General features: G+C 59.3%; 17 protein-coding genes and 1 pseudogene. 4 read left to right on the top strand and 14 right to left on the bottom strand.

The annotated features are described in order from the left end of the window. Window positions 1-518: 518 nt before the first annotated feature. The 8 genes from ACYSM9_RS19520 to ACYSM9_RS19485 all read right to left on the bottom strand — a co-directional run bounded on the left by ACYSM9_RS19520 (window position 519) and on the right by ACYSM9_RS19485 (window position 9,739). On the bottom strand, window positions 519-2,051 hold the full coding sequence (locus tag ACYSM9_RS19520; protein ID WP_461858608.1) for a tripartite tricarboxylate transporter permease: 1,533 nt from the start codon (window positions 2,049-2,051) through the stop codon (window positions 519-521). Then, the gene (locus ACYSM9_RS19515; RefSeq protein WP_461858607.1) at window positions 2,052-2,615 is read right to left on the bottom strand and encodes a tripartite tricarboxylate transporter TctB family protein; all 564 of its coding nucleotides are present in this window, start codon (window positions 2,613-2,615) and stop codon (window positions 2,052-2,054) included. Continuing rightward, the gene (locus ACYSM9_RS19510) at window positions 2,612-3,595 is read right to left on the bottom strand and encodes a tripartite tricarboxylate transporter substrate binding protein (protein ID WP_307090595.1); all 984 of its coding nucleotides are present in this window, start codon (window positions 3,593-3,595) and stop codon (window positions 2,612-2,614) included. Before ACYSM9_RS19510 ends, ACYSM9_RS19515 begins: the two co-directional genes overlap by 4 nt. 350 nt (window positions 3,596-3,945) lie before the next feature. After that, window positions 3,946-4,887 carry a hydroxymethylglutaryl-CoA lyase gene (locus ACYSM9_RS19505; protein WP_056394567.1) on the bottom strand — a complete coding sequence of 314 codons (942 nt, stop codon included), beginning with the start codon at window positions 4,885-4,887 and terminating at the stop codon, window positions 3,946-3,948. Further along, complete coding sequence (locus ACYSM9_RS19500) at window positions 4,887-6,314, bottom strand: MFS transporter (RefSeq protein ID WP_461858606.1); 1,428 nt, start codon at window positions 6,312-6,314, stop codon at window positions 4,887-4,889. The genes ACYSM9_RS19505 and ACYSM9_RS19500 overlap by 1 nt, the downstream gene beginning before the upstream one ends. A gap of 383 nt (window positions 6,315-6,697) precedes the next feature. After that, window positions 6,698-7,465, bottom strand: a complete 768-nt coding sequence (locus tag ACYSM9_RS19495; protein ID WP_461858605.1) for an enoyl-CoA hydratase/isomerase family protein — start codon at window positions 7,463-7,465, stop codon at window positions 6,698-6,700. Between the two features lie 48 nt (window positions 7,466-7,513). After that, window positions 7,514-8,704 carry a CaiB/BaiF CoA transferase family protein gene (locus ACYSM9_RS19490; RefSeq protein ID WP_461858604.1) on the bottom strand — a complete coding sequence of 397 codons (1,191 nt, stop codon included), beginning with the start codon at window positions 8,702-8,704 and terminating at the stop codon, window positions 7,514-7,516. 816 nt (window positions 8,705-9,520) lie between these two features. Beyond that, window positions 9,521-9,739 (bottom strand): hypothetical protein, encoded by a 219-nt coding sequence (locus ACYSM9_RS19485; RefSeq protein ID WP_461858603.1) that lies wholly within the window; start codon window positions 9,737-9,739, stop codon window positions 9,521-9,523. Window positions 9,740-10,701: 962 nt separating this feature from the next. Between ACYSM9_RS19485 and ACYSM9_RS19480 the strand changes: the two genes are divergently transcribed. Both ACYSM9_RS19480 and ACYSM9_RS19475 read left to right on the top strand, forming a co-directional pair. After that, window positions 10,702-11,784, top strand: coding sequence for a thiamine pyrophosphate-dependent dehydrogenase E1 component subunit alpha (locus tag ACYSM9_RS19480; RefSeq protein ID WP_461858602.1), 1,083 nt, complete (start codon window positions 10,702-10,704; stop codon window positions 11,782-11,784). After that, on the top strand, window positions 11,781-12,767 hold the full coding sequence (locus tag ACYSM9_RS19475; RefSeq protein WP_056394269.1) for an alpha-ketoacid dehydrogenase subunit beta: 987 nt from the start codon (window positions 11,781-11,783) through the stop codon (window positions 12,765-12,767). The genes ACYSM9_RS19480 and ACYSM9_RS19475 overlap by 4 nt, the downstream gene beginning before the upstream one ends. Before the next feature lie 1,065 nt (window positions 12,768-13,832). Here the strand turns inward: ACYSM9_RS19475 and ACYSM9_RS19470 are convergent. The 5 genes from ACYSM9_RS19470 to ACYSM9_RS19450 form a co-directional block, all read right to left on the bottom strand. Continuing rightward, window positions 13,833-15,788 carry an MFS transporter gene (locus ACYSM9_RS19470; RefSeq protein WP_461858601.1) on the bottom strand — a complete coding sequence of 652 codons (1,956 nt, stop codon included), beginning with the start codon at window positions 15,786-15,788 and terminating at the stop codon, window positions 13,833-13,835. Window positions 15,789-15,936: 148 nt separating this feature from the next. Then, a complete protein-coding gene (panD, locus tag ACYSM9_RS19465; RefSeq protein WP_461858600.1) occupies window positions 15,937-16,362 on the bottom strand; it encodes an aspartate 1-decarboxylase in 426 nt (141 codons plus the stop codon). A gap of 587 nt (window positions 16,363-16,949) precedes the next feature. Further along, window positions 16,950-17,375, bottom strand: coding sequence for a GlcG/HbpS family heme-binding protein (locus ACYSM9_RS19460; protein WP_461858599.1), 426 nt, complete (start codon window positions 17,373-17,375; stop codon window positions 16,950-16,952). Between the two features lie 15 nt (window positions 17,376-17,390). Next, a complete protein-coding gene (locus ACYSM9_RS19455) occupies window positions 17,391-19,592 on the bottom strand; it encodes a malate synthase G (RefSeq protein WP_461858598.1) in 2,202 nt (733 codons plus the stop codon). Continuing rightward, entirely contained in the window at window positions 19,592-21,073 is a 1,482-nt protein-coding gene (locus ACYSM9_RS19450; RefSeq protein WP_461858597.1) for an FAD-binding oxidoreductase, read from the bottom strand. Before ACYSM9_RS19450 ends, ACYSM9_RS19455 begins: the two co-directional genes overlap by 1 nt. A gap of 745 nt (window positions 21,074-21,818) precedes the next feature. Between ACYSM9_RS19450 and ACYSM9_RS19445 the strand changes: the two genes are divergently transcribed. Both ACYSM9_RS19445 and ACYSM9_RS19440 read left to right on the top strand, forming a co-directional pair. Then, window positions 21,819-22,376, top strand: coding sequence for a gamma carbonic anhydrase family protein (locus ACYSM9_RS19445; RefSeq protein ID WP_461858596.1), 558 nt, complete (start codon window positions 21,819-21,821; stop codon window positions 22,374-22,376). Window positions 22,377-22,514: 138 nt separating this feature from the next. Beyond that, window positions 22,515-23,270, top strand: a complete 756-nt coding sequence (locus tag ACYSM9_RS19440) for an IclR family transcriptional regulator (RefSeq protein ID WP_461858595.1) — start codon at window positions 22,515-22,517, stop codon at window positions 23,268-23,270. Window positions 23,271-23,306: 36 nt separating this feature from the next. On the opposite strand, the pseudogene ACYSM9_RS19435 reads toward ACYSM9_RS19440, so the two are convergent. Beyond that, a pseudogene (locus tag ACYSM9_RS19435) lies at window positions 23,307-23,657 on the bottom strand (recombinase family protein); the annotation flags it as partial. Window positions 23,658-23,720: the final 63 nt, after the last annotated feature.

Here is a 23,720-nt window from a genome sequence, read left to right as displayed (position 1 = left end):
ACTTCCGAAAGCATGGATAAACTGTGACTCAGAAGACACTGACTGTCAAGAACCCGGGCATAGTGGGCCTACTGGCTAGCAGCCGCATGGAATGCCAGGGAGGGTGGAGCTGCGCTTATTGGCGTACTGGCCTTACCGGTGGCAGAACTGTGTAAGTCAGCCGTAGCACCCCTGGACAAGGTGACTTGTCCCCGAATTCCGCTACTTGGGAAGCCTCGGAGCTGTGCAAAAGATGCATTACGGTGGCTGACCTTTCGAGCGATGCTGCATAGCCGGCCGATGTTTAGCCTGGACATGCCCCCTGTCGACAGTGGGCACGACCCCGCTTCTCGAGCTGACCAGCAAAATGCGCGATCTTTCCGTGGCGCAAGCCGCCAAGACGTTGGTGACATCGCCAGTAGGGAAGACCTCTTAGATTGGTGGTTGCCATAACTGCCAACTGAATCTAAGAGGTCTTCGTGTGTCCCACCGTGGGGCTGCCTGACCGAGACTGGGTCCAACTAGATGAGAAGTCGCCCCTAACTCAAGGCGTCTATTCTGGTCGGTTCCGCTGCAGGGGTGCGATACCTTGCGCGTATTGTCCTGATGATGAACGGCACAATCGTGCCGAGAGCGATGACGACGATTAGGATGAGCGACAACGGCCTGCTAATGAACGTTGTCCAGTCGCCGTCTGATACGAGTAGGGATCGACGGAGATTCACCTCGAGCATGGGAAGCAGTACGGCTGCCAGGATTGCCGGCGTGAGCGGGAAATCGTTCTCCTGCATTACGTAGCCGAGCAAGCCTATGACGATAAGCAGCAACAGTGAATAGAAGCTGAATGTCAGGGCATACGCGCCTAACATCACGAATGCCAGTACTCCGCCGTAAAGCAGCGGCGGTGGCGCTTTCAGCATTGGCGTGAAGATGCGAACCATCGGCATGTTCAACGCCAGCAGCATGGCGTTACCTATCAGCATCGACGCGACGATCGTCCAAACGAGTGGACCATCGTTCACGAAAAGTTGAGGGCCCGGCTGCAACCCATACATCTGGTAGACGAAAAGAAGAAGCGCCGTTGTCGCCGATCCTGGTATCGCTAAAGCCAGCATGGGAACCATGGCACCGCCGACTGCAGCGTTGTTTGCAGTCTCAGGACCGGCGACCCCTTCAATTGCTCCCTTGCCAAAGAGTTTCTTCCGCTCGCCCCGGGCAACACTTCGCTCCAATGAGTAGGAGGCAAACGAGCCAAGTGTCGGTCCGAGGCCAGGTATCACGCCGGCCAAGAATCCAACTACGGATCCTCGGGCGTAAGGTCCCACTGATAGGCGAAGGTCTTCCTTATTCATCCAAGCCCGTTGGACATGCGTCGTAGACGAGGGCTTCCGGTCACCGACTGCGAGGTGACGAAGCGCCTCTGGCACGGCGAAAAGGGCCATGGCAACTAGAGCGATGTCGATGCCGTCGGAAAGCTCGATAGCCCCTCCGGTCCAACGTTCCACTCCGTTTTGCGGATCGAGCCCGACCACGCCGAATGACATTCCGATAAGCACGGAGATACCGGCCTTCAGCTTAGACCCACTCATCAAGGATGCCGTGAGTGCAAGTGCTCCGAGGAGCAAAACAGTGTATTCAGCGGCTCCGAACGTTGTCGCGAGGGTGACCAGAGCCGGAGACAGAAAGACTAGACCGATGACGGCTAATGTGCCGCCAATGAACGAACCAACGGCAGCGGTAGCCAGGGCAGGCCCAGCGTGTCCCTTTTTGGCCATCTGGTGCCCGTCGAGCGCTGTGACAGCTGATGCCACCTCGCCGGGTGTTCGTATGAGTATGGAAGTAATTGATCCGCCGTACATCGCGCCGTAGTAAACACCTGAAAGCAGTATCAGGCCGCTAGTGGGTTCGAGACCGAATGTAAGCGGAATCAAAAGTGCTATGGCCGTAATGGGGCCGAGTCCAGGGAGCACTCCTACGATTGTGCCGATGAGAACGCCAAGGAAAACGAACATCAGATTGGTCGGGGTGACCGCAGACCCGAGGCCAGCTAGGAGAGAACCGAACGCGTCCATTCAGCCCCCTACCGGTGATCCGAGCACACCTACAGGAAGCGGTACGCCGAGGAGTTGGGTGAAGCCCAGATAAACAATGGCTGAGAAGCCTAAGGCGAACAGCACATTCCGCTTCCATTTAGCCGGATCGATGACGGTAACTACGATCCCGAGAAAAACCGCCGTCGACAGCACGTAGCCGAGAGGGATAAAGGCGACAGCGTAGCCGACAAAGAGGAGGACCATGACAAGGAGTTTCTTGAGCGGGACGGGTGGTTCAGCTTCCTTCAAGAGCGCTTCTACATCGCTTGCGGCTTGTGAAAATGTTTGCGTGCCGGTGTGGGATGCTCGCGCCGCCCGAATACCGGTGAAGAGAAGCGCGGCACCGCCGGCCATAAGCAAGGTCGCTAGGGCAACAGGCACCGTCCCAGGACCAATTCCCGCTTTAGTCCCAAGAGTAGTGTCTATGCCGAGCGCGCTGACGAGTAGAAGTGAGCCCCCAACCAGCACACCGAGTCCACACAGCAAGTCGGAGCGCCCGCGGGATAAAGTGGGGGTCTTTTCAGCCGACATTGGTGTGGTCACCCCTTCTCAATTTTCGTGAAGGCATCGGTCACCTGCTGGTTCGTTTCCTTCAGAAAGGTATTGAGATCCTCACCGGTCCGGTAACTCGTTACCCACTGGTTCTTCTCCGCGGCATCACGCCATTCCTTTGTCTCGAGTGCTTCCTTAATCGCGTTCTGCCAGTACTTGACGGCGTAATCAGGCATGTTAGGGGGGCCGTAAATCCCCCGCCAGTTTGCGATCGTAACGTCATAACCCAGCTCAGTTGTGGTCGGAACATCGCTCAACTTTTCGTATCGCTCCTTGCCCACTACAGCCAGAGCTTTAAGGTCCCCAGATGTAATCAGGGGAAGCAATTCGCTGCTGCCAGCGATAGCGACGTCTATGTCTCCGGAAAGCAGAGCAGTGGATTGTTCCCCGCCGCCCTCGTAGGCCACAAAGTTGATTTTGGAAGCGTCACCGCCCGCAGCTTCAACCAGTAACGCGAAGGGCATCTGATCATCCGATGCAGCGCCAACGGGTACCGACCCTGGGTCGGAAACGACCGCATTGAGGACCGCCGGCAGATCACCGTAGCCCGAGTCCTTGTTCGTGACAACGGCAAAATTTTCCGTCATCAGCTGCGCGATCATAGTGACGTCGTCATAGTTGAACTCAGACTTGCCACGAGCATGATTCGTCATCATCACCAATGATGTGACGGAAAGGCGGTCGTCGGCTCCAGAATACTTATCGATCATTTGCGAAGCCCAGAGCCCGCCGTCAGCCCCAGGCCGGTTATCGATAGGGGTGGGGACATCTACAATCTTATTTTTCCCCAGGACTTCTGTAAGCGTTCGCAGCGTTAGATCGAACCCGCTGCCGGGAGCCCCGCCCACAGTCATATTGATTGGACGGTCGGGATATTTTTCTTCACTGCCCGTCGTCGAGGCGTTGCCGCCGCAGCCTGTGGCTGTGAGACCGACGATCAGGCATAGTGCTGCAAATGAAATCTTTTTCACTGAGACTCTTTCTATGATTGTGGCTAGTGGCATACTTATTGGTCGAGAGATCGGCCTTCTGCTGAGAGGTCCGGACTTGGGAGACGTCAGTTTGCACCTCTTGCAATCAGCTGCCAGACGGGGCGGGTTCGGGAAGCTCCAGGTTCCGCACACTGGACCGAGGATTCGAGCCCGCGACCTTCGCGCTGCGCATTGGACCGCATGCAATTCATCACAAGACCGACGCCGGAGTCGATCCCCGGCAGCTCGGTGGACTAGTTCCCCTTTGCGACCTTTGCGATACTCCCCAGTAGTGCCCGGAGCGTAGGGCCGTCAACACCGCGCCCCCGGATTCGGAGGCAGTCGGAGCATCAGCGATATGTGTGTAGTGCGCGTCCGCGCATGACTTTCCCGGGAAGGGAATGTCCCACAATGGATTCGGATTGGAGGGCGACATCGATAAGGCGGTCAAGGTCGACCCCGGTGTCGATTCCCATTTCGTGGCACATGTGCACGAACTCCTCGGTGGCGATGTTCCCGGCGGCGCCGTGGTCCCCGCCGAACGGGCATCCGCCCAACCCCGCGACCGAGGCATCGAAGTCGCGTGCTCCCAGCTGCATCGCCGCGTAGGCGTTGGCGATACCCATGCCGCGGGTATCGTGCAGATGCATCCGAATGTCGTGTTCCGGCCAACGCTCCCGAACTTCACCGACGGTGCGGCGAATCTGTTCGGGGTTGGCCCACCCCATGGTGTCCGCCAAAAGCAAAGTGGGGATATGAACACCTGCGTCCGCTGCTACTGCAAGCGCACGCGTAAAGCGATCGATCACAGCACCCAGGTCGATGTCTCCGGCGTAATTGCAGCCGAAGGCCGCCGCGACCGACAGGTAGGCCACTGGTACGTTCGCATCGCGGGCGACAGCGAGAGAGTCCGGGAGGTCGGCAAGCACCTGCTCGGTGGAACGTCTCATGTTTTTGTGGGAAAACTCCTCGCTCGCCGAGACGACCACTGCGGCCTTGACGTCCAAAGTGCCGACCGCGAGTGCGCGTTCGAGACCCTGCTTGTTCAGGTAAACACAGGTATATTCGGTTCCCGGCTTCCGGGTGAACCCTGTTGCGACCTGCTCGGCGTCCGCCATTTGCGGCACCCACTTCGGTGAGACGAAAGAGGTAACTTCGATCTCCGGGAAGTTGCACTCGGACAGAAGGTTCACCAGACGTATCTTCTCCGCCGTCGAGATTGGTCCCTTCTCGATCTGCATACCCTCACGCGCGCCTACTTCACGCACCACGACGGACTTAGGCAGTGTCATTAGTCATCCTCCCGCGGAAACACCTGTCGAGGCGCGGCCTCCGCCGTTATAGGGTATTTTGCTTGGTGGGCAAGGGGTTCCGGATCATCGTTGGTCGTCCTGGAGACGTTGCCGACGCGTTCGGCATCCGGGGCTCTCCCAAGGTCGCGAAAGCGTAGTGCAATGAGAAGTCCCGCAAGCAGCATGGCGACGGCGACGATAATCAGACCGCCCTTGTATCCTCCCGTGGCGTCACTGAGCGCACCAAACGAGTATGGCCCAAGAAAGCTGCCAAAATTGGCAATGGTATTGATCAGGGCTATTACGCCGGCCGCGGCGGCGCCTGTATAGAGACGCGACGGAAGAACCCAAAACGTAGTAAGGGATCCAAGAACCCCGACCATGGCCACCGTTAGCGCTGCAAGAGCGATATACGGGTTGTCCAAACCAAACATGGCAAGGAAAAAGAACCCTATTGAACCGATAGTCGCGGCCGCAACGAAGTGTTTGGTTACTTCCCTTTTCTTGTCCGACCTGGAGGCGAAAAAGAGCATACCCGCGCCGCCGATAGCCCACGGAATTGCAGAGAGGAGACCCACCTGCACGCTGCTAAGACCGAGAGACTCCCGGGCATTAATATCTTTGAGCAGGGTTGGCAGAAAGAACGTCACGACAAACATGGAGTAGAGAACCAGGAATGGCGCGACTGCGAGTAGCCACACTTGCCCGTTAAGCAGGGCCTTGCGAATGCTGTGATTACCCGCTTTTTCCGGGGTCTCAGTGGCCAACGCCTCGGTGAGCGCCTGGCTTTCCTCGGCTGTCAGCCAACGCGCATCCGCAGGCCGATCTGTCAGGTAGAACCAGCACATGACGCCGAGCACCACTGCCAACAAACCCGTGATCAGAAGGATCACACGCCAACCGTCAAGCCCGAAGAACCCGTCCATATGGACACCAATCAGGGTCATAGACGGAACGCCGAAGGCGGCCGCGACAGGAATACCCAGCAAGAAGAAGGCTGTCGCCCGTGAGCGCATCTCGCGCGTGAACCAGTATGTCAGGTAGACCACGATTCCGGGTGCAAATCCAGCTTCAGCTACCCCCAGCAGTATGCGAAGACCGTATAGCCATTCTGCATTTGGAACAAAAGTCAGGGCCGTCGCCACGATTCCCCATGTGACGACGATACGCGCAAGCCATCGCCGCGCCCCGAACCGGTGCAGGGCGAGATTACTGGGAACTTCAAGTGTCATGTAGCCGATAAAAAAGAGGCCGGACGCAAGGCCGAACTGCGCGGCAGTCAACCCAAGCTCGTCGTTCATACCATTGGGTCCGGCTACCGAGATATTAATGCGGTCGAGTTGGTTTACCACGAAGAGCAATGCCACGAATGGCATCAACCGGCGAAATGCCTTTTTTTGAGCTCTGTCGAGCACAGTTTGCTTCATTACAAGCTGCCTTTCCATGTGCACCAACGATTTTTAGCGAGGTGGCTGAAAGTTTGAATTGGTTTTGAAGTCTCAGGGGGTCCCGTGACGGCCGCGCTGCCGCAACTATTTGATCAGTTGGCATATGTTCTGTCTCGCTCAATGATGGCGGTTGACAGTAATGCGAGATTTATCCGTCCAGGGAACTGGTCGGATTACGGCACCCTAGGCACTACCAGTACTTTTAGGCAAAGGTGGCGTACGTTCATCGGAATTGTGTCTCTAGAATTGCAGAGTGGAAGCCGCTTCGGCATGGCGACCGTTAGCGCGGAGTTGTGAGTTTGTTAGGCAAGCAGCGCCTCCTATGGATCAGCTCTAACAGCTTCGCGGATGACTCCCGTGGGCTATCTATTTGAGGTGGCTGTCGACAGGTAGGACTGGGCTTTTCCTGGGTCCTCGTCAGCGTTCGCTAAGGCCTGCTGAAGCGCTTTCTGGGCGCCGGACAAGATCGTGTGTCTGTTTGTATCATTGGCGTTGTTGGTGAATCGCTTTGCGCGCCTTAGAGAGTCCACATTTCCACCCATCCATCCGGTGAAAATATCTGCGATGCCTTCTTCCGCTTCCTGGATCGAGGCGCACAGGACGACGTTGTTGGCAAAGCTACTGATTTCCCTGCCGGAGAAACGCTTGCCTTGCCACATCATTCGAGCTCCGGTCGCGGCATGCCCCGACGCGTCCAGAACCGCTATTGCATACACGGGAACAAGTCCGTGCAGCAGTTCAGGCAGCGCGAACCAGGCCCGTTCCGTTGAAAACACAAGATCTGAACTAAGAGCGAGAGCACATCCGAACGCTTGAGCCGCGCCGTCGACCAGCGCTACTGCTGGAATGCTGCGTGACAACCACTGCTTGGTGAAGTCGTGAATCGCAGCGCTATAATCAGGGTCACGCCTACCGCGATCATCAGCTATGTCGCCGCCCATACAAAAAGTTTCGCGACTACTGCGAATGAGGAGCGCGCCGATGGAGGCATCGTTCTCCGCACCTCTTATTACCTCGGCTAGCTCACGATACATCGAAGCAGACAGAGCATTCCCGCGTTCGACCCGATCCAAAACTACCTCTAGAATCCGACCGTCTGCCTGCCTAGTGATCATCAGTCCGTCGGGCATGTCATGCTCCCTTCCCGAACCGAGCGGGTTGATCGCTTTCAATTGACATCAGACGATTCCCTTAAGTTCGAGGTCGGCGATCTGCTCGGCGGTGTAGCCCAGCTCAGTGAGGACCGTTGTGGTGTGTTCGCCCATGAGAGGGCCCGCGCTCCGGATGGAGCCAGGGTTCTCGCTGAACTTGGGCACTACTCCAGGCAATGTGACTGAGCCGAGTGTGGGATGACTGACTTCTACGAGCATGTCGCGGGCTGCATAGTGCTCATCCTTGAAGATGTCGGCGACGTCGTAGACAAGGGAGTGCGGGACCGAGAAGTCGTCCAGCCGCTTTTGCAGTTCTTCGCGGGTGTAAGTGCCGGTCCAAGCGCTGACCAGCTCGTTCATCTCGGTCCTCCGCGCTAGTCGTTCCCGATTGGTCGAGTAGCGCGGGTCGGTGAGCATGTCAGGCCGGTCCATCGCTTCGGCGAGTCGGGCGAAGGTGCGCTCTGTGCTGGTGGTGATGACGACCCAGTGTCCGTCCTTTGCCTGATAAATTCCTGCAGGGCAAGAGGCCGCTAGCTCGTTGCCGGTGCGTTCTCGGACTGTGCCGAGCACGTCGTACTCGGCAACAACTACCTCAAGCATCCGGAAGATTGATTCGTACAGCGCGGCGTCGACTTCCTCGGCCGGCCCGCCCGACACCTTCAGTTGATATACGGCCGCCAGGGCACCTAGCGCGCCGAACATGCCGGTTAGGTAGTCCACCAGAGACACTGACGGCAATACCGGAGGACGGTCGGGGTACCCGTTGATATGAGCGTAACCACTGAATGCGGTCGCAGGGGTTCCGAAGCCTGCCTTACTCCCGAAGGGACCAGTCTGGCCGTAGCCCGAAATGCGGACCACGATCAGGTTGGGATTCGCCGCCCGCAGCCGGTCAATGCTAAGGCCCCACTTGTCCAAAGTGCCGGGCCGGAAGTTCTCGATGAGAATGTCCTGCTCGGCGAGAAGGCGGATGAGAACTTCTTGACCCTCCGACGATTTCAGGTCGAGAGTCATGCTTTGCTTGTTTCGAGCCGCTGCAGCCCAAGTAAGCGATGTGTCGCCCTGGAACGGACCGAGGGCGCGCAACGGATCGCCTACCCCTGGCATCTCGACCTTCAGCACAGTTGCTCCCATGTCGCCGAGCAATGCGGCGGCGAAAGGGCCGGCGAATACGGTGGCAATGTCCAGGACACGCATGCCGCTAAGTGGACCACTCATACAAATAGCTCCTAGTAAGGGTTGGTTACGCGACTGGAATCTGCGATGTCGGCGGCGACTTGCAGATCCGTTCAAGCGCGTAATTTCAGACCATTAGCGAGTCTGTTGGTCCCAGATCGACCTCGTGTTATCTAAAACCGGCTGTTTCGAGGACCAAGCACCTTTTGTCACGGTGTCGTGTGGGCTTGGGACGAGAGAACCTCTCCGGTCGTCAGTTCCGAAGGGCGAACTGCATCAGAGCTTCGCTTACGTTGTTACCTGCTCTCTGGATCCAGAAGGCCCGACAGCATGGATAAACTGTGACCTAGAAGACACTAGCTGTCAAGAAGACCGCGCGATGACGCCTATATCGCGTCTTTTTGGAGCAAACTTCTAGGCTCTGTCAGCCGTGGGCGTTGCGCACTGGTCTTACCGGTAGCTGTTCGAGTGCGTTGTCGCAGCGCTGAAAACGGGGGTTTGTCCGGACTTAACGAACTGTGGAGCGAACCCCCGACCTTGTACAGGGGTGCTCAGGGCGCCGGACAATTCCGAGATGGTGCGTAGCCGCAGAGCTCACAGGGGAGGCGCTGGGTGCTCCAACACTGACCCGGGTGGCGCCGACGGGCTACGACCCGCGTTACTGCTGAGCAGCCACTTCAGGGCTGGGATCCCCCGGAAGCACCGCCGTGATCATCCGCGCTGAAGCTACGATTCCTGGCGTCATCGTGGGCGCACCTGGCCCTACCCGCAGTTGGGCTAAGGCGGCGGCCCGCCGGCCCGGCAAATAAGCGACATTGATGCATTTGGTCTGGGCCGCGGCGACCCGGAGCGCGCAAATCATCGCCAGCTGGTCCACCAGCAGCAGGGACCGGTTCTGGCAGCGAGGGAGGCGGCGATGCTGAGCAGCTGCGCGGCGTCCTGGGAAAATACCCTATCCAGCAGCGTCTTGCCGTTGCGATCCAACGCAACGGCGTGTTCTTTGATCAGGCCGCCTCCAGACACTCCGTTGTGATGACAGTGCTTGGCCTGCCCTTCGGCGGCAAGTTCGGCATTCACGTTACGACCGAACCGGCCGGGTGAAAGCTTCGGCCGGTAGTGTCCTCACCCGCGATCCTCGGGCGCCTATCATGCGCCGGTGAAAACACCCCGCGTAACCCGTAAACGGTGGGCCGGGACCAGCTGGCAGGGTAATTACTGGCGGCGGGCTCTCTTTGGGCTGCGGGTCCAACAACCTCGGCCCCGCTTGAGGGCCTTTGGTCCGAATCGTTCAGCGAGGGGAAAGGCAGCGGGTGCCTGGCCAGACCACGCCGATGGGTGATCAGAAGATGGCCGGCCCCCTGCAGAGATGGCTCGTCGCAGGAATGCCGTGAAGCAATGCCCTGCCCCGGCCGCTACCGCACGCACCGCGATCAGAGTATTTGCTCATTTTCGGGGAAGGAACCGTAGCCTCGATGACCAATGTCACACGCTCCACTCGTAGACATTCACGCCAGCACACAAACTTAGACGCTTCCGCTCGAAGAGGCCCAACTGTCTCTTCCAGGTTCCGAAGTTTGGCAATGTCGGAGTGCGCGAGTTACCCAATTCTGAGCAAGTTCGGCGGCGCCTGTCCGGGCGTTCGCGTTGAGTCATTTCAGCAGCTCCTAGTCGAGGCCGTCGGTGCTAGGCGTTTAGTCCAGCTCCGCATGCGTCTTCGAGTTCGTTATGAACAGATCGCTCAGTTGCAAGGGAACAAGTTGACCACAACAGGCCACCTCTTCAGAGTTAGGTCAGCGATTCATTCAACGACAATCCGTCGGAAAACATTTTTAGGAGGGCGCCATGTTTGTGGCTTCGACTACCGGCCCCAGCACAGAACAGGGCGGCGTCTTAGATCTGACCGTGGCCTGGGTCGTGTCTGGCTGCACAGCGGCAACGGTACGGCTTCGCCCAGTCACGCGGCCTTTTGCCGCTGCGGGTTGTGCCGCACGAGCCCAAATGCTCCGGGCAGTCCAGCCCAAAGGAAAGGGAAGCAGTTCATGACGGACGAGCCGATCAGTCTGATAAGCCAGGACGGATCTATCCAAACGAATGAGGTGTTGAAGCTCGACGTCGGGACGGTCGATGGCCCTGGCCTGTATCGGGACATGGTGCTGGCGCGGAGGGTGGACACCGAAGCGATTGCTCTGCAGCGGCAGGGGGAGCTGGGCCTTTGGCCGTCCCTGTTGGGTCAGGAGGCCGCGCAGGTCGGGGCTGCCCGCGCACTACAACCAGGTGACATTGTTTTCCCCACTTACCGCGAGCATGCCGTGGCGTGGTGCCGTGGGGTGGATCCTGTGAATCTCCTGGGACTCTTCCGTGGCACGACCCTGGGGGGATGGGACCCAACAGCCAATAGTTTCAATCTCTACACGCTGGTTATCGGTGCACAGACGCTGCATGCGGTTGGTTACGCCATGGGTATTGTCCGGGACGGCGACGTTGGTACCGGAGATCCGAACCGCGACCGGGCGGTGATGGTGTTCCTCGGTGACGGGGCGCTAAGCGAGGGCGAGACGAACGAAGCTTTCGTCTGGGCGGCAGCGCAGAACTTGCCGGTTGTATTCTTCTGCCAGAACAATCAATGGGCAATTTCCGCCCCGTACTCGGTCCAAAGCAGGGTTTCCGTCGCGCAGCGCGCACAAGGTTTCGGCTTCCAGGGTGTCCGCGTGGACGGCAACGACGTCTTTGCCTGTCTGGCTGCAGCCAGGCAGGCTCTCGACAACGCGCGCAGCGGAAATGGTCCCACACTGATCGAGGCCCTCACCTACCGCCGCAACCCGCACACCACGTCGGACGATGACGGTCGATACCGCTCCGGCGCCGAAAACGACGAGTGGGCAGCCCTGGATCCGATTGATCGGTTCCGCCGCTATCTGGACTCCACTGGACAGATCGACGATGCCCTTCTGGACCAGATTGCCGACGAGGAAAGTCGTCTGGCAGAGCGGCTGCGGACCGGTTGCCGTAACCTGCCAAGCCCAGGTCCTGAGTCGCCCTTCCGGAATACCTACGTTGATCTGCCCGTAGAACTCGAACAGCAGATGGCAGAACACATCGAATTCGTGGAGGCAGGAGAATGAACCAGACGATAAGCAAGATGCCAATCGCGCATGCACTTAACCTCGGTTTGCGCCATGCAATGGAATCCGACGACAAAGTGATGCTCCTCGGTGAAGACATAGGGCAACTTGGCGGAGTCTTCCGGGTGACCGACGGCCTCCAGAAAACCTTTGGACCGCAGCGCGTGGTCGATTCACCGCTGGGGGAAGCCGGGATCGTCGGCGGCGCCATCGGACTCGCGATGGCAGGATACCGGCCGGTTTGCGAGATCCAGTTCGACGGGTTCGTCTTTCCCGCCATGAACCAGATCATTACCCAGCTGGCAAAATACCGGCACCGGTCAGAGGGGACAATCACTGTCCCCGTGGTGATCAGGATCCCGGTTGGCGGGGGCATCGGCGCCATTGAACATCATTCGGAATCGCCTGAGGCATACTTCGCCCACACAGCCGGGCTCAAGGTGGTCTGCCCGTCCTCACCGCAACAGGCCTACGATATGATCGGCCTCGCTGTCCGCAGCCAAGATCCTGTCATTTTCCTTGAACCAAAACGCCACTACTGGCTGAAAGGCGACGTGGATCCGAACAGGATGCCGCAGGCACTTGAGAAAGCCGAAATTGTCCGGGCGGGGAACGACTTAACGATCGTTACCTACGGAGCGCTGGTGCCCGTCGCCCTTAAAGTCGCAGAAATATGCGATCAAGAGGGTCGTAGCATTGAGGTTATCGACCTCCGGTCCCTGTCTCCGATCGATGACGCCACAATAATCAGGTCAGTAGAGCGTACCGGGCGGCTCCTTGTTGCCCACGAGGCATCGCGGACCGCAGGACTCGGAGCCGAAATTGCCTCCCGAATTCAGGAAACGGTCTTCCACTCGCTGTTGGCCCCAGTCGTCCGCGTCACCGGGTACGACACCCCTTATCCCCCCAGCCGTCTTGAGGAGGACTGGCTTCCGGGCCTGGACCGCATCCTCGATGGAGTCGACCGAAGTTTCGCCTACTAAGGACCTGAACCCAGCCACGGGGTCAAAAAGGTCTTCACCGCCCGATGTGTCACCAGGAGAGGGAGCGTGGTGGCCTGGTGTCCCTGAGACGCAGCTGCAGCAGGCATTGGGCAATCGCGGGGTTACTGGCGTCCACGGACTCGCCCTTCAAACGGATGAGTTCAGGTGAAAAGGTGGATTCTGATGTCCTCAGCAGAAGCGCCGGCTCCGGTGGAGTTCATCGCGGGCTTCGTTGGCAACGAGGGGCTCGGCTGCCATCCCGCAGCCCGGGGCTCATGATAAGCGACGGACTGCCCGCACAGGGTTGCGAGGTAGGGAGACTCACGTAACACGACTGGACGACGCCCCGCACCATGAAAGTTACGGAGGAAGACGCCAATCCCTCATGCTGAGCCCAAGGCCAACATTATGTAGGCAACTGGGCCAAACAGTGATCCTCAACTGGAGCGCGCCTCCGCAGGGATTTCATGGGCTTACTGGTTGTGTCGCAAACAGCCGTTGCATAGAAGGACTATTGACGTGCTAGGTGTGCTTTTTAGTGGGCTGCTGCCGTGCAGGTGTCGATTTAAGCTTGGACGGTAGCGCCGAAGTGTGCCACCAACTCGTCAAAATTCCAGCCCTCAAAGAAATTCGGCGTGCGGACTGTTTCGCAGATCCGTTCAAGGCTGCCACGGTGGACGCAAAACGGCGGCCTGGTGTGTCCCCAATCAACTGAGCGATGGAAGAGAGATAGCGTCCGCGGACATTTAACCGGGCAGCCGCAGGGTTGGGGGGAACCAAGTACGGCCCTCGGCATGCCGGCCCCTGGTTCCTGCATTCCTCGTTCCCGGTCATCACTGCACAAGGGTTCGGCCGAGTGTGGCCGGTGGGACGCCCAGCTCGGTAAGCTGCGGCCCGTGGGGCCGGGCGGCAGTGAAAAGCTTTTCCGTGGAATGGAGCAGTTTCATGACCAGGGACGGGGAAACGCCAGCGTCCGCCGAGATGTCACCTACCGTGATAATGCGGTAGCCGTGTGCCCTTAAAAGCCGCACGGCGGAGCTGACCGTTAAATCGTGGCTGGGCTGTTCACCCTTCCACCTCTTTGCCGGAACACCTCTGCACAGCCGGAACGTCAAAATCTACGCGCATGGAGCGGGTATCCACGCTGATCTTCTGCGCCATGGCTACGCGAGTCCCGGAACTATGCATGGTTACTACGTAGCGGCCGGCGAGTGGGAGCGGGAAGGCATACCCGCCGTCGTCGTCCGTTCGGGTGGTGCCCAGATGCCCACCGCCGGCTTCGAGGAGTGTTATCACCGCGTCGGCTACTGTCCCACTGTTGTCGTTGACCGTCCCGGTAATCTCTAGCCGGTCCTGGAGCATGAAGTCTTGCTGAAGGGTGCGTCCGTCGACCTCAAAGACCGCGGCCATGGGCGACCAGCCAGCGGCGTTGGCTACCATCAGGTACTCGCCGGCGTGGGGGAGGGCGACTGAGTAGTTGCCTTCAGCGTCCACGCGGCTCCAGTCGACTTGTTCTCCGCTGGTTTTCAGGACGGTGACGACGGCGGGTGTGAGGGGTTGGTGGTCCGGCGCCAGGACGCGTCCTTGCAGTACGAGTTCAACAGCGCCGACGTCGGACAAGGGCGCACGGGGGATAAGGACCGCGAACAGCGCCGATGCTGCCGCCGCCAGCGCTGCTATCCAGAAGATGTCCTTGAATGCTTCGAAGGACGGCAGTCGAGTGCCGTCGACCGTCATGGTGACCGAGGTGAAGACGGCGGCAATTGCCGCGCTTGATGTCGAAGTGCCTATGGCACGGACCAGGCTGTTTAGACCATTCGCGGACGCGGTCTCGGTGATGGGTACGGCACCCATGATGAGGGTGGGCATGGCCGCGTAAGCGATAGCTGTGCCGATGCCCACGACAGTGGAACCGACGATCACCCAGGGTATGGAGTCGTAGAAGAACACGCGGCCCACGTAGCCCACGACCATCACAGAGGCGCCAGCCATGAGGGCAATCTTGCCGCCGAAGATCCGGATAATACGACCGGACAGTGGTGCGAATACCACCATGGCCAACCCGGAGGGGATCATGCACAGGCCAGCCGCAATTACGCTGAGTTCGAAACCATAGCCTGTGGCAGGGGGTAGTTGGAGTTGCTGGGTAGTGAGTAGCATGTTGGCAAACATCGCGAAGCCGATGAGCAGCGAGGCGAGGTTGGTGAACAGAACAGGCCGGAAGGCGGATGTTCGAAGGTCAACCATCGGCTGGCTGACTTTTAGTTCGTACGGCACCCAGACTGCCAGCAGTATGGCGGCTGCAAGGAACAGCAATAGGACTTGCTCAGACCCCCAGCCCCAGGAACCGCCCTTTGAGATAGCCAACAACATCGCGGTCAGCGCAGCGGACAGCACCAACGCTCCTGTGTAGTCGAAGGTCCCGGACGTGCGGACCTTCGATTCAGGGATTACCAGCACCACGGCAAGGAGCAGCAGGAAACCTGCTGCAGCCGAGACCCAGAAAATCCAGGCCCACCCCAAGCTCTCGTACAGTATCCCCGCTAAGGGAAGGCCCATGGCGCTGCCAATGCCCAAGGTGGCGCTCATCAGAGCCACGGATGAGCCCATCTTCTCCTTGGGCAGTTCATCCCGCATGATGCTGATTCCCACCGGGATCAGGGCCGTGGCGAAGCCCTGAAGTGCCCGCCCAATGACCAGCCATAAGAAGGAGCCGCCCACCGCTGCCAGCACCGACCCCGCGACCATAGTGGCTAGGCACACCACCATCATCTTGCGCTTGCCGTACATATCCGCGCTGCGGGAAACAATCGGTGTTGCCACGGCACTGGTGAGCAACGTGGCGGTCACCAGCCAGGAGGCGTCGTCGGATGTCACCTTCAGGATGCCAGGGAAATCGGGAAGGAGCGGAACTACCAGCGTCTGCATGAGGGCGACAACTGTGCCGCTGAGTGCCAGGACTGCGGTGACTGCGGCAGGGGACTGCCGTCGCTGTGGCCTTGGCGACGGAGACTGGGGCATAAGGTCCTCCTGAAATCCGGGGGGGAGGGGACGGCAAGCGTATAAGTGCTTGTTTGCAACGCGTAAGCACCAGCCACCCCCACTCGCACTCTTAGCAAGGGTTTCGCCTGTGCGCGCAGCTGGGATAGTCCTACCGCGCACGGTGCGATTAGATTGCGGAGATGATAAGGGCGTGTGGCGGGCGCAGGAGCCCGGGCGTAAGACCCTCCGCGGGGTCGTTGCCAATCTGGATCATCTTGTTGTTCTCGTCGACGTGGACTACCCGGGGCTCATAGGCGTTGGCTTCCCCGGTGGTCATTTCGGCGTAGGTGATCAGGATGACGATGTCGTTTTCCTGTACCAAATGGGCGGCCGGGCCATTGATGCCGATCACGCCCGAGCCTCGTTCGCCGGCAATAGTGTAAGTCTCCAGTCGGGCGCCATTGGTTACGTCCACGATGGCCACAAGCTCACCAGGAAGGATGTCAGCAGCATCGAGGAGGTCAAGGTCAACGGTAACTGAGCCTACATAGTGCAGGTCAGCGTGCGTGACTGTTGCCCGGTGAATTTTGGACTTGAACATTGTTCTATTCATAGGAAACTCCAGCATTTGGGTCGTAGAGCCGCTCGGCGGCGGTATTCGGCAGGACGCATCCCGTTGCGGACCTACCGAACTCCTACTGATCGCTCTCGGGCCCCCCCGGGGGCATGAAATGTGTGAAAACCTGATTTCCGTCGAAACGGAAAATCATCTGCCGCGACGAGGCTCCGTCCGCTGAAATCCAAAGAAGTGTCTCATCTGGCATGACGACCTCCACGGTTCCTTTGCGTACCAGCTTCCCGTTATTCCAGATTTCTACACGCTGCCCGACTGTACGTTGCCAATTTGATTGCAGGTGAAGGTCCATCGTTTACTCCTGAATATACGCGGCTCAGATTGGGGCAGGTGTACTGGGTCGTTTGGCGAGCCTGCGATGAGGTGTCATGCGTTGCGATAGTTGATGATCCCGGTGACCATCGACACCCCACCGCAGAAATTGTGGCTGCAGGGATTGCAGGTAAACGAAACCCTGTCGGGCCCGTGGTAGGCGCTGAGAGGTGGCTAAAGAGCCGCTTATGGCGGCGCCACCCGTATTAGTCAGGGCGATTCTTGTGCCAACCGGCAGGTATGAGCAGCAAGGATCAGGTCGCCGGTAGGGTGCTGCCCAAAGCTTCCAGCACAGCAGAGCCGATCTCGGCGTCCTGGTCAGGCGTCCCGCCCGCGATACCAAGGCCACCTACGTGCTTTCCCGTGAACACCAAGGGGAATCCCCCACGAATGTTGGTCAGGAGGTTATCGGTGCCCATCGGAAGGGCAAGGGCGAAGTCTCCCTGCATCCAGCCGCTGGGCCTCCGCGAGGAAGCCGCCGTATTGGCTTTCCTTCGGCTGGTCTCCACGCTGTGAGGCATAGAACCGTCCGCCCGGCCGAAAGCAACAAGGCCCATCATCGGGTCGACAACAGTGGCTGCTACCAGGACACCTCGCTTTTCCCCCTCTTCAAGGGCCAATACAACAGCCCTGGCGGCCGCCGTGTAGCTTACCGACAGTGATTCAACATAGTTCTGCATGAGGTTCCTTGAGGTCTATGACTTAGCCGCGTGGAGGGCTACTGAGCGGGTGACGCGCTTTTGCTCACGTCGTCGTTTGTGCAGGAGGGGTTCGGTGTAGCCGTTTGGCTGTTGAGCCCCTTGGAACACCAGGTCAGCAGCGCACCGGAACGCGATGCTGTCCTCGAAGTTGGAAGACATCGGGCGGTACGAGGGGTCCTTCGAGTTCTGTGCGTCCACAACCCCGGCCATCCGCATCATGCTTTCATGCACGTCCTGCTCGCTCACTACTCCATGACGGAGCCAATTGGCGATGTGTTGACTTGATATGCGCAGGGTGGCCCGGTCCTCCATGAGTGCAACGTCATGAATGTCCGGCACCTTTGAGCATCCCACTCCTTGGTCGACCCAGCGGACGACATATCCGAGCAGCGACTGCATGTTGTTATCTAGTTCTTCCTGGCGCTCGGCTGCCGACCATGACGGATTAGCCGCGATGGGGAGGGTAAGGAGTCCCTCAAGAGTGCCGCGGCGGCCCTGAGTGGCGATGTCCTGCTGCCGGGCAGGAACATCTACGCGGTGGTAATGGATGGCGTGAAGAGTCGCGGCCGTGGGCGAGGGGACCCAAGCAGTGGCGGCGCCGGCCAAGGGGTGAGCAATCTTTTGCTCAAGCATTGCAGCCATGAGGTCCGGCATCGCCCACATGCCTTTGCCGATCTGGCCGTGGCCGGGCAGCCCCACTTCGATGCCGACATCGACGTTTTGATCCTCGTAGGCGGAGATCCATGCTTGACTGCGCATGTCAGCCTTACGGACGAAAGGCCCGGCCTCCATGGACGTGTGTATTTCGTCACCGGACCTGTCCAGGAAACCGGTGTTGATGAATACCAGTCTTTCCTTGGCTTCCGCTATGCAGGCCTTCAGGTTGACTGTGGTCCGCCTCTCCTCGTCCATGAGGCCGAGCTTAAGCGTGTTCGTTGGCAGTTGGAGAAGTTCCTCCACGCGACGGAAGAGTTCCACTGTGAAAGCCACTTCGGCTGGGCCGTGCATTTTCGGTTTGACGATGTAGATGGAGCCCTGGGACCCGTTTCGCATGGGGTTGGAGGGGTCCCGACCGGGCAGCGCGGTTAGTGTGGTGAGGACGGCGTCCAGGATGCCCTCGCCGATCTCATTTCCCTGGGTATCGAGTACGGCGTCGGTGCTCATGAGGTGGCCGACGTTCCGGACGAAGATGAGTGACCGTCCCGGCACCGTTACATCTTCCGCGCCATCTGGAGATGTGTAGTGCCGATCGTTTGCCAGCCTCCGAATCATCACTTCACCTCCCTTTGTGAAGGTGTCTGCGAGGTCGCCGCGATTGATTCCGAGCCAATTGCGGTAACAGAGGATTTTATCCTCGGCGTCCACGGCGGAAACGGAATCCTCGAAGTCCATGATCGTCGTAATGGCGGATTCGAGGAGGACGTCGGAGATGCCTGCCGGGTCCGTCTGTCCTACCTGTGTGGCAGGGTCGATAGTGATCTCGACGTGGAGTCCATGGTGGCGCAGAAGGATTGCCGATGGCGAGCTGGCCTCACCTCGGTATCCGGCGAGCTGTTCAGCCTGAATCAGGCTGCTAAAGGTGCCATCTGCCAGTTTCACCGTCAAGATGCCGTCGCGTACGGTGTATCCCACTGAATAGGCGTGTCGCCCTGCGTTTAGCGGAAAGAATTCGTCCAAAAGCTCGCGCACATATGAGACCACCAGCTTGCCGCGTGCTGGATCGAATTCCTTTGCTCCCGTTGCGGGGACCAATGCATCGGTGCCGTACAGCGCGTCATAAAGTGAGCCCCACCGCGCGTTTGCGGCGTTTAGTGCATAGCGGGCGTTCGAAATGGGCACAATCAGCTGAGGTCCTGCCACGCATGCAATCTCCTCATCCACTCCGCGAGTGTGTACTTGTACGTCTTCGGGTTCGGGAAGGATGTAACCGATGTTCTGCAGGAAGGAGCGGTACTCATGTTGATCGAATGGAACTGGGTGCAGTGCGTGCCAGCCGTCAATCTCGGCTTGGAGTTCATCGCGCCGGGCGAGTAGCTCACGGTTTCGGGGCGCCAAGTCCTGAACAATTTGTTCAAGACCACTCCAAAAGTCTGCCGCTTCGATGCCCGAGCCCGGCAGTGCCTCCTCCTCGACAAAACAGTGCAAAGCTGCGTCGACGGAGAGCCCTCCGCTTTGGATGCGTCCTTCCTGGTCCATTATGAACGTCCTTTCTTCGCAGCCCGGCCGGCAGTACCTGAAGCAGCAAAAATGGTTCCAGGGTTGAGGATTCCTGCTGGATCCAAAGCCCGCTTTACATTGTGTGAGATTTCAAGGAGGTCTTCTCCGATCTGATCAACGAGCCAGGGCCGTTTGAGTCGGCCTACGCCGTGCTCGCCGGTGATGGTGCCTTCCAGTTCTATGGCCAGGTCCATTACCTCACCGTAGGCGAGGTATGCGCGCTCCTTCATGGCGGCGTCGTCCGGGTTGAAAACAATCAGCGGATGCGTGTTTCCGTCACCCGCGTGGGCAATGAATGCGATGACCACATCGCGGGCTTCAGCGATCTTCTCTACTCCGAGAATGAGTTCTCCCAGTCGGGGGATGGCTACGCCCACGTCCTCAAGGAGCAACGTGCCCAAACGTTCGACGGAAGGGATGGCGATTCGCCGGGCGTGGGCAAACCGCTCACCTTCCTGTTGGTCTGCGACTTCAAATGCCTCGAACGCGCCGTGCTGTTGGAAGGCTGCCAGCATGGTCGTGACCTCGGCCCCACTCGGGCTTTGATCATCAGAGCGCGCTACGACAAGGGCGGACGCGTGGCGGTGCAAGCCCATATCCAGCACGTCTTCAACGGCGTTGATGGACGTCGCGTCCATGTATTCCAGCATTGATGGGCGGATGCTCGAGGCGACCTCAAGGATTGCGGATGCAGCATCCCCGCTGCTGGAGAACCATCCAACTACTGTCCGCGCGGGAGGCGCTGCCGGCAGGAGCCGCAAGGTGAGTTCCGTGATAATGCCCAGCGTTCCCTCGCTGCCGACAAAGAGCTTGAGCATGGACAGTCCCGCGACGTCCTTAAGCCGCGGTCCGCCAATGCGTACGACCCGGCCGTCAGCCGTGACCACTTCCATGCCCAGGATGTAGTCAGAGGTGACACCGTATTTGACGCAGCACAGGCCGCCGGCGTTGGTCGCGGCGTTGCCGCCGATGGTACAGATCTCGTAGGACGCGGGGTCTGGCGGGTACCACAGTCCTGCCTGAGCGGCTGCCGCCTTAACCTCAGCGTTGAGAAGTCCCGGCTGAACCACCGCAGTGCGGGTGACTGCGTCCACATTGATGCTGCGCATCCGCTCGGTGCTCAACACTATTCCGTCACTTACAGCGGTTGCTCCTCCGGATAGACCCGTTCCGGCACCCCTGGGCACCACGGGAATCCGATGTTTGGCCGCCCACTGCATTGTGACCTGGACGTGCTCGGTGGTCAGGGGAAGCACGACAGCAATCGGCATACCAGCATTGGGATCGAAGGCGCGATCCTGTAGGTACGGCCCCATAGCTGTGGGGTCCGTGATTAGGGCTTCGGGCGGCAGCACCGCGCCGAGTTCATGGATGGGCTCACCGGCGGTACATTGTTCATCGGAAACTCCAAGTGGAGAACTTTGCAACTCCGCCTCCCGCTCAATGGCTGGGTATGACATGTCGTCGCTCCTTTTCAATCATAGTTAGGTCGAGAGAGTTCCTGAGGTCACTCACCGCGCTGCTCTCGTCGACGGCAGCGCTCCATTCACTCGGACCGCTGCCCGCACATCATGAGTTACGTCCGTATGCGGACAAGATTCGAGGGTGTTAGATCACCCGTGCCAGTTCCAAGGCCGCTCAACGCGGGTTCTGTAAAGCCTGTTTCAGGCCGGCTGATTGGCAAGTCCCCAGAGTCGGAGCGGAGCTGCTCCGAGCATTCACTACGCCGGTTCCCGCCGCAACGTCACCATGTCTCAACAGAGGCCCCACCAGCCGACGCTTCCGACATCCAGCTTCAGGGCGGTTGGTTCGGCGATCATGAAGCGACGTTATTCTCGCGTCCTGTGTTCCGGAGTCTGTCCGCCTACGCAGGGGGCGAAATTCGGTTGCTGGTAGAAATATCTTGTGGTCTAGTGCCGCCCTGAGGCCTGCGGTTCGAAGCTCCAAGACGGGCACCTCCTGGGTTGGATCATCGGCTGTCTAATGAATGAATTGCTGCACTAACTTTGAGCAATACGTGTGATTCGGTCAATTCGTTTCCTTGCAACTGAGCAATCTGACAGTCATAGTGGCACGGATCATGTGTTGATCTGCACGATATGGTTAGCATCGATCCCCTCCACTACCTGTGCGGCAAGACTGGCTGCCAGAAGGTACTAGGGTGGTGCCTTATCCCCACACCTGTAGCCCTTTGGAGAACCCATCATGAGCAATAACGTCATCACCATAAATGGCCGAACGCCGCGTCTCGCTGCCGGCACTTGGATCGCCCCGACCGCCACCGTGGTCGGCGATGTCAGCCTAGGGCACGCGTCGGGAGTCTTCTACGGTGCTGTGTTGCGCGCGGACATGGAAAACATCACGATCGGATCCGGCAGCAACATCCAGGACACAGCCGTCGTCCACGCAGATCCCGGACACCCCGCTCACCTGGGCGACCAGGTCAGCGTGGGTCACGGAGCGGTCCTGCACGGCTGCACTGTGGAAGCGGGCTCGCTCATCGGCATGAACGCCACCGTCCTCAATGGCGCAGTTATTGGGAAGGGGTCACTCGTAGCCGCTAACGCATTGGTGCTGGAAGGCACTGTTGTTCCTGCGGGTTCCCTCGTGGCGGGTGTCCCCGCCAAAGTGCGCAGGCCCCTTACGCCTGAGGAAATCGAGCATTGCCGAGCGAACGCCGAAAACTACAAGGCGCTCACTAGTCAACATCTCGAAGCAACCGGCAAAATTCATGCTTCGGCCCATGATTCCCATGGACTCTGATGCACCAATCCAACATGTCGGAGGCGGGCATTCCTGAACAGCTACGGCACTCTCGCGCCTCACACTGCACTATCTCGGCGTGCGGACGCGCGCCTGAAGCGATGCCCTGGTCGCTGAAGAGTCGCAGGAGACAGTCTCATGGCTGAGAAATCCCCCGGAGGCGTGCAGTCTGTTGAGCGCGTTTTTGAGTTGTTGGAACTGATTACTGATGCAGGCGGCGACGTCACGCTCAGCCAGCTCTCCTTATCGACCGATCTTCCGCTACCCACCATCCACCGTCTCCTGCGTACGCTGGTCACTCTCGGCTACATCCGACGGCTTCCCCACCGCCGCTACGCCCTGGGCCCCCGGTTGATCAGGCTCGGCGAAGTAGCAAATAAGCAGTTGGGCGCCATGGCCCGGCCGCAGCTAAAATCCCTCGTAGATCAGCTCGGGGAGACCTCCAACATGGCGGTGCTCGATTCAGACATGGTTATCTACGTAGCCCAGGTTCCCTCCCGGCATTCCATGAGGATGTCCACTGAGGTCGGACGCCGTGCCCACACCCACGACACGGGCGTCGGCAAAGCCATCCTCGCCCAGCTTGATGACGAGGTGGTCCGCGGCATCGTGCAACGCACCGGCATGCCCACTCCAACTTCCAAGAGCATCGGCGATATCGAATCCCTCCTGGCAGACCTGGGCAGGATCCGGGAACGCGGCTACTCCATTGACGAGGAAGAGCAGGAGCTGGGAGTCCGCTGCTTTGCCATGGCAGTTCCCGATGCACCTACTCCTGCCGCCATCTCGGTCTCCGGGCCGGTGTCCCGCGTGGACCAGTCATTCGCCGGGCGTGCCGTCCCGATGCTGCGCAAGGCCGCCCAGGCCATCTCGAACGAGCTCAACCGCACCTGACCGTGCCGGCGCAACGGCCCGACCTATGCGCTGACGTCACTGGCGAGGCAGGTAACGGAAAACGGTCTTTCGGCTGGTCCTGTGTACTCGGGCACGGGCGACCTTAGGAACGCCGCTGCCGGCGCGCCGGGCCAGTTCGGCGGCACGTTCCGGTGAAGGGGTCTTCTTTCGTCCCTTGTACACACCGCGCTGCTTCGCCAGCGCAATGCCTTCCCATTGCCGCTCCCTGATCAGGGAGCGACCGAACTCCGTAAACGCCCCCATGACCGAGAGCGTGAGGTTGGCGATGGGGGAGTCCTCCCCGGTGAAGACCAGGCTTTCTTTGTCGAACTCCGCCCGGACTCGTTTGCGAGTGCGACTCCGTACCAGAGCACGCAAGTGGTCTAGGCCGGGGGTGTCCGTTGTCAGTTAATCTGGCAGTGTTCACGTGGGAAAATGCCAGTTCTTCTG

Source organism: Arthrobacter sp. C152 (assembly GCF_054890965.1).
This window is presented reverse-complemented; position numbering and strand designations above follow the sequence as displayed.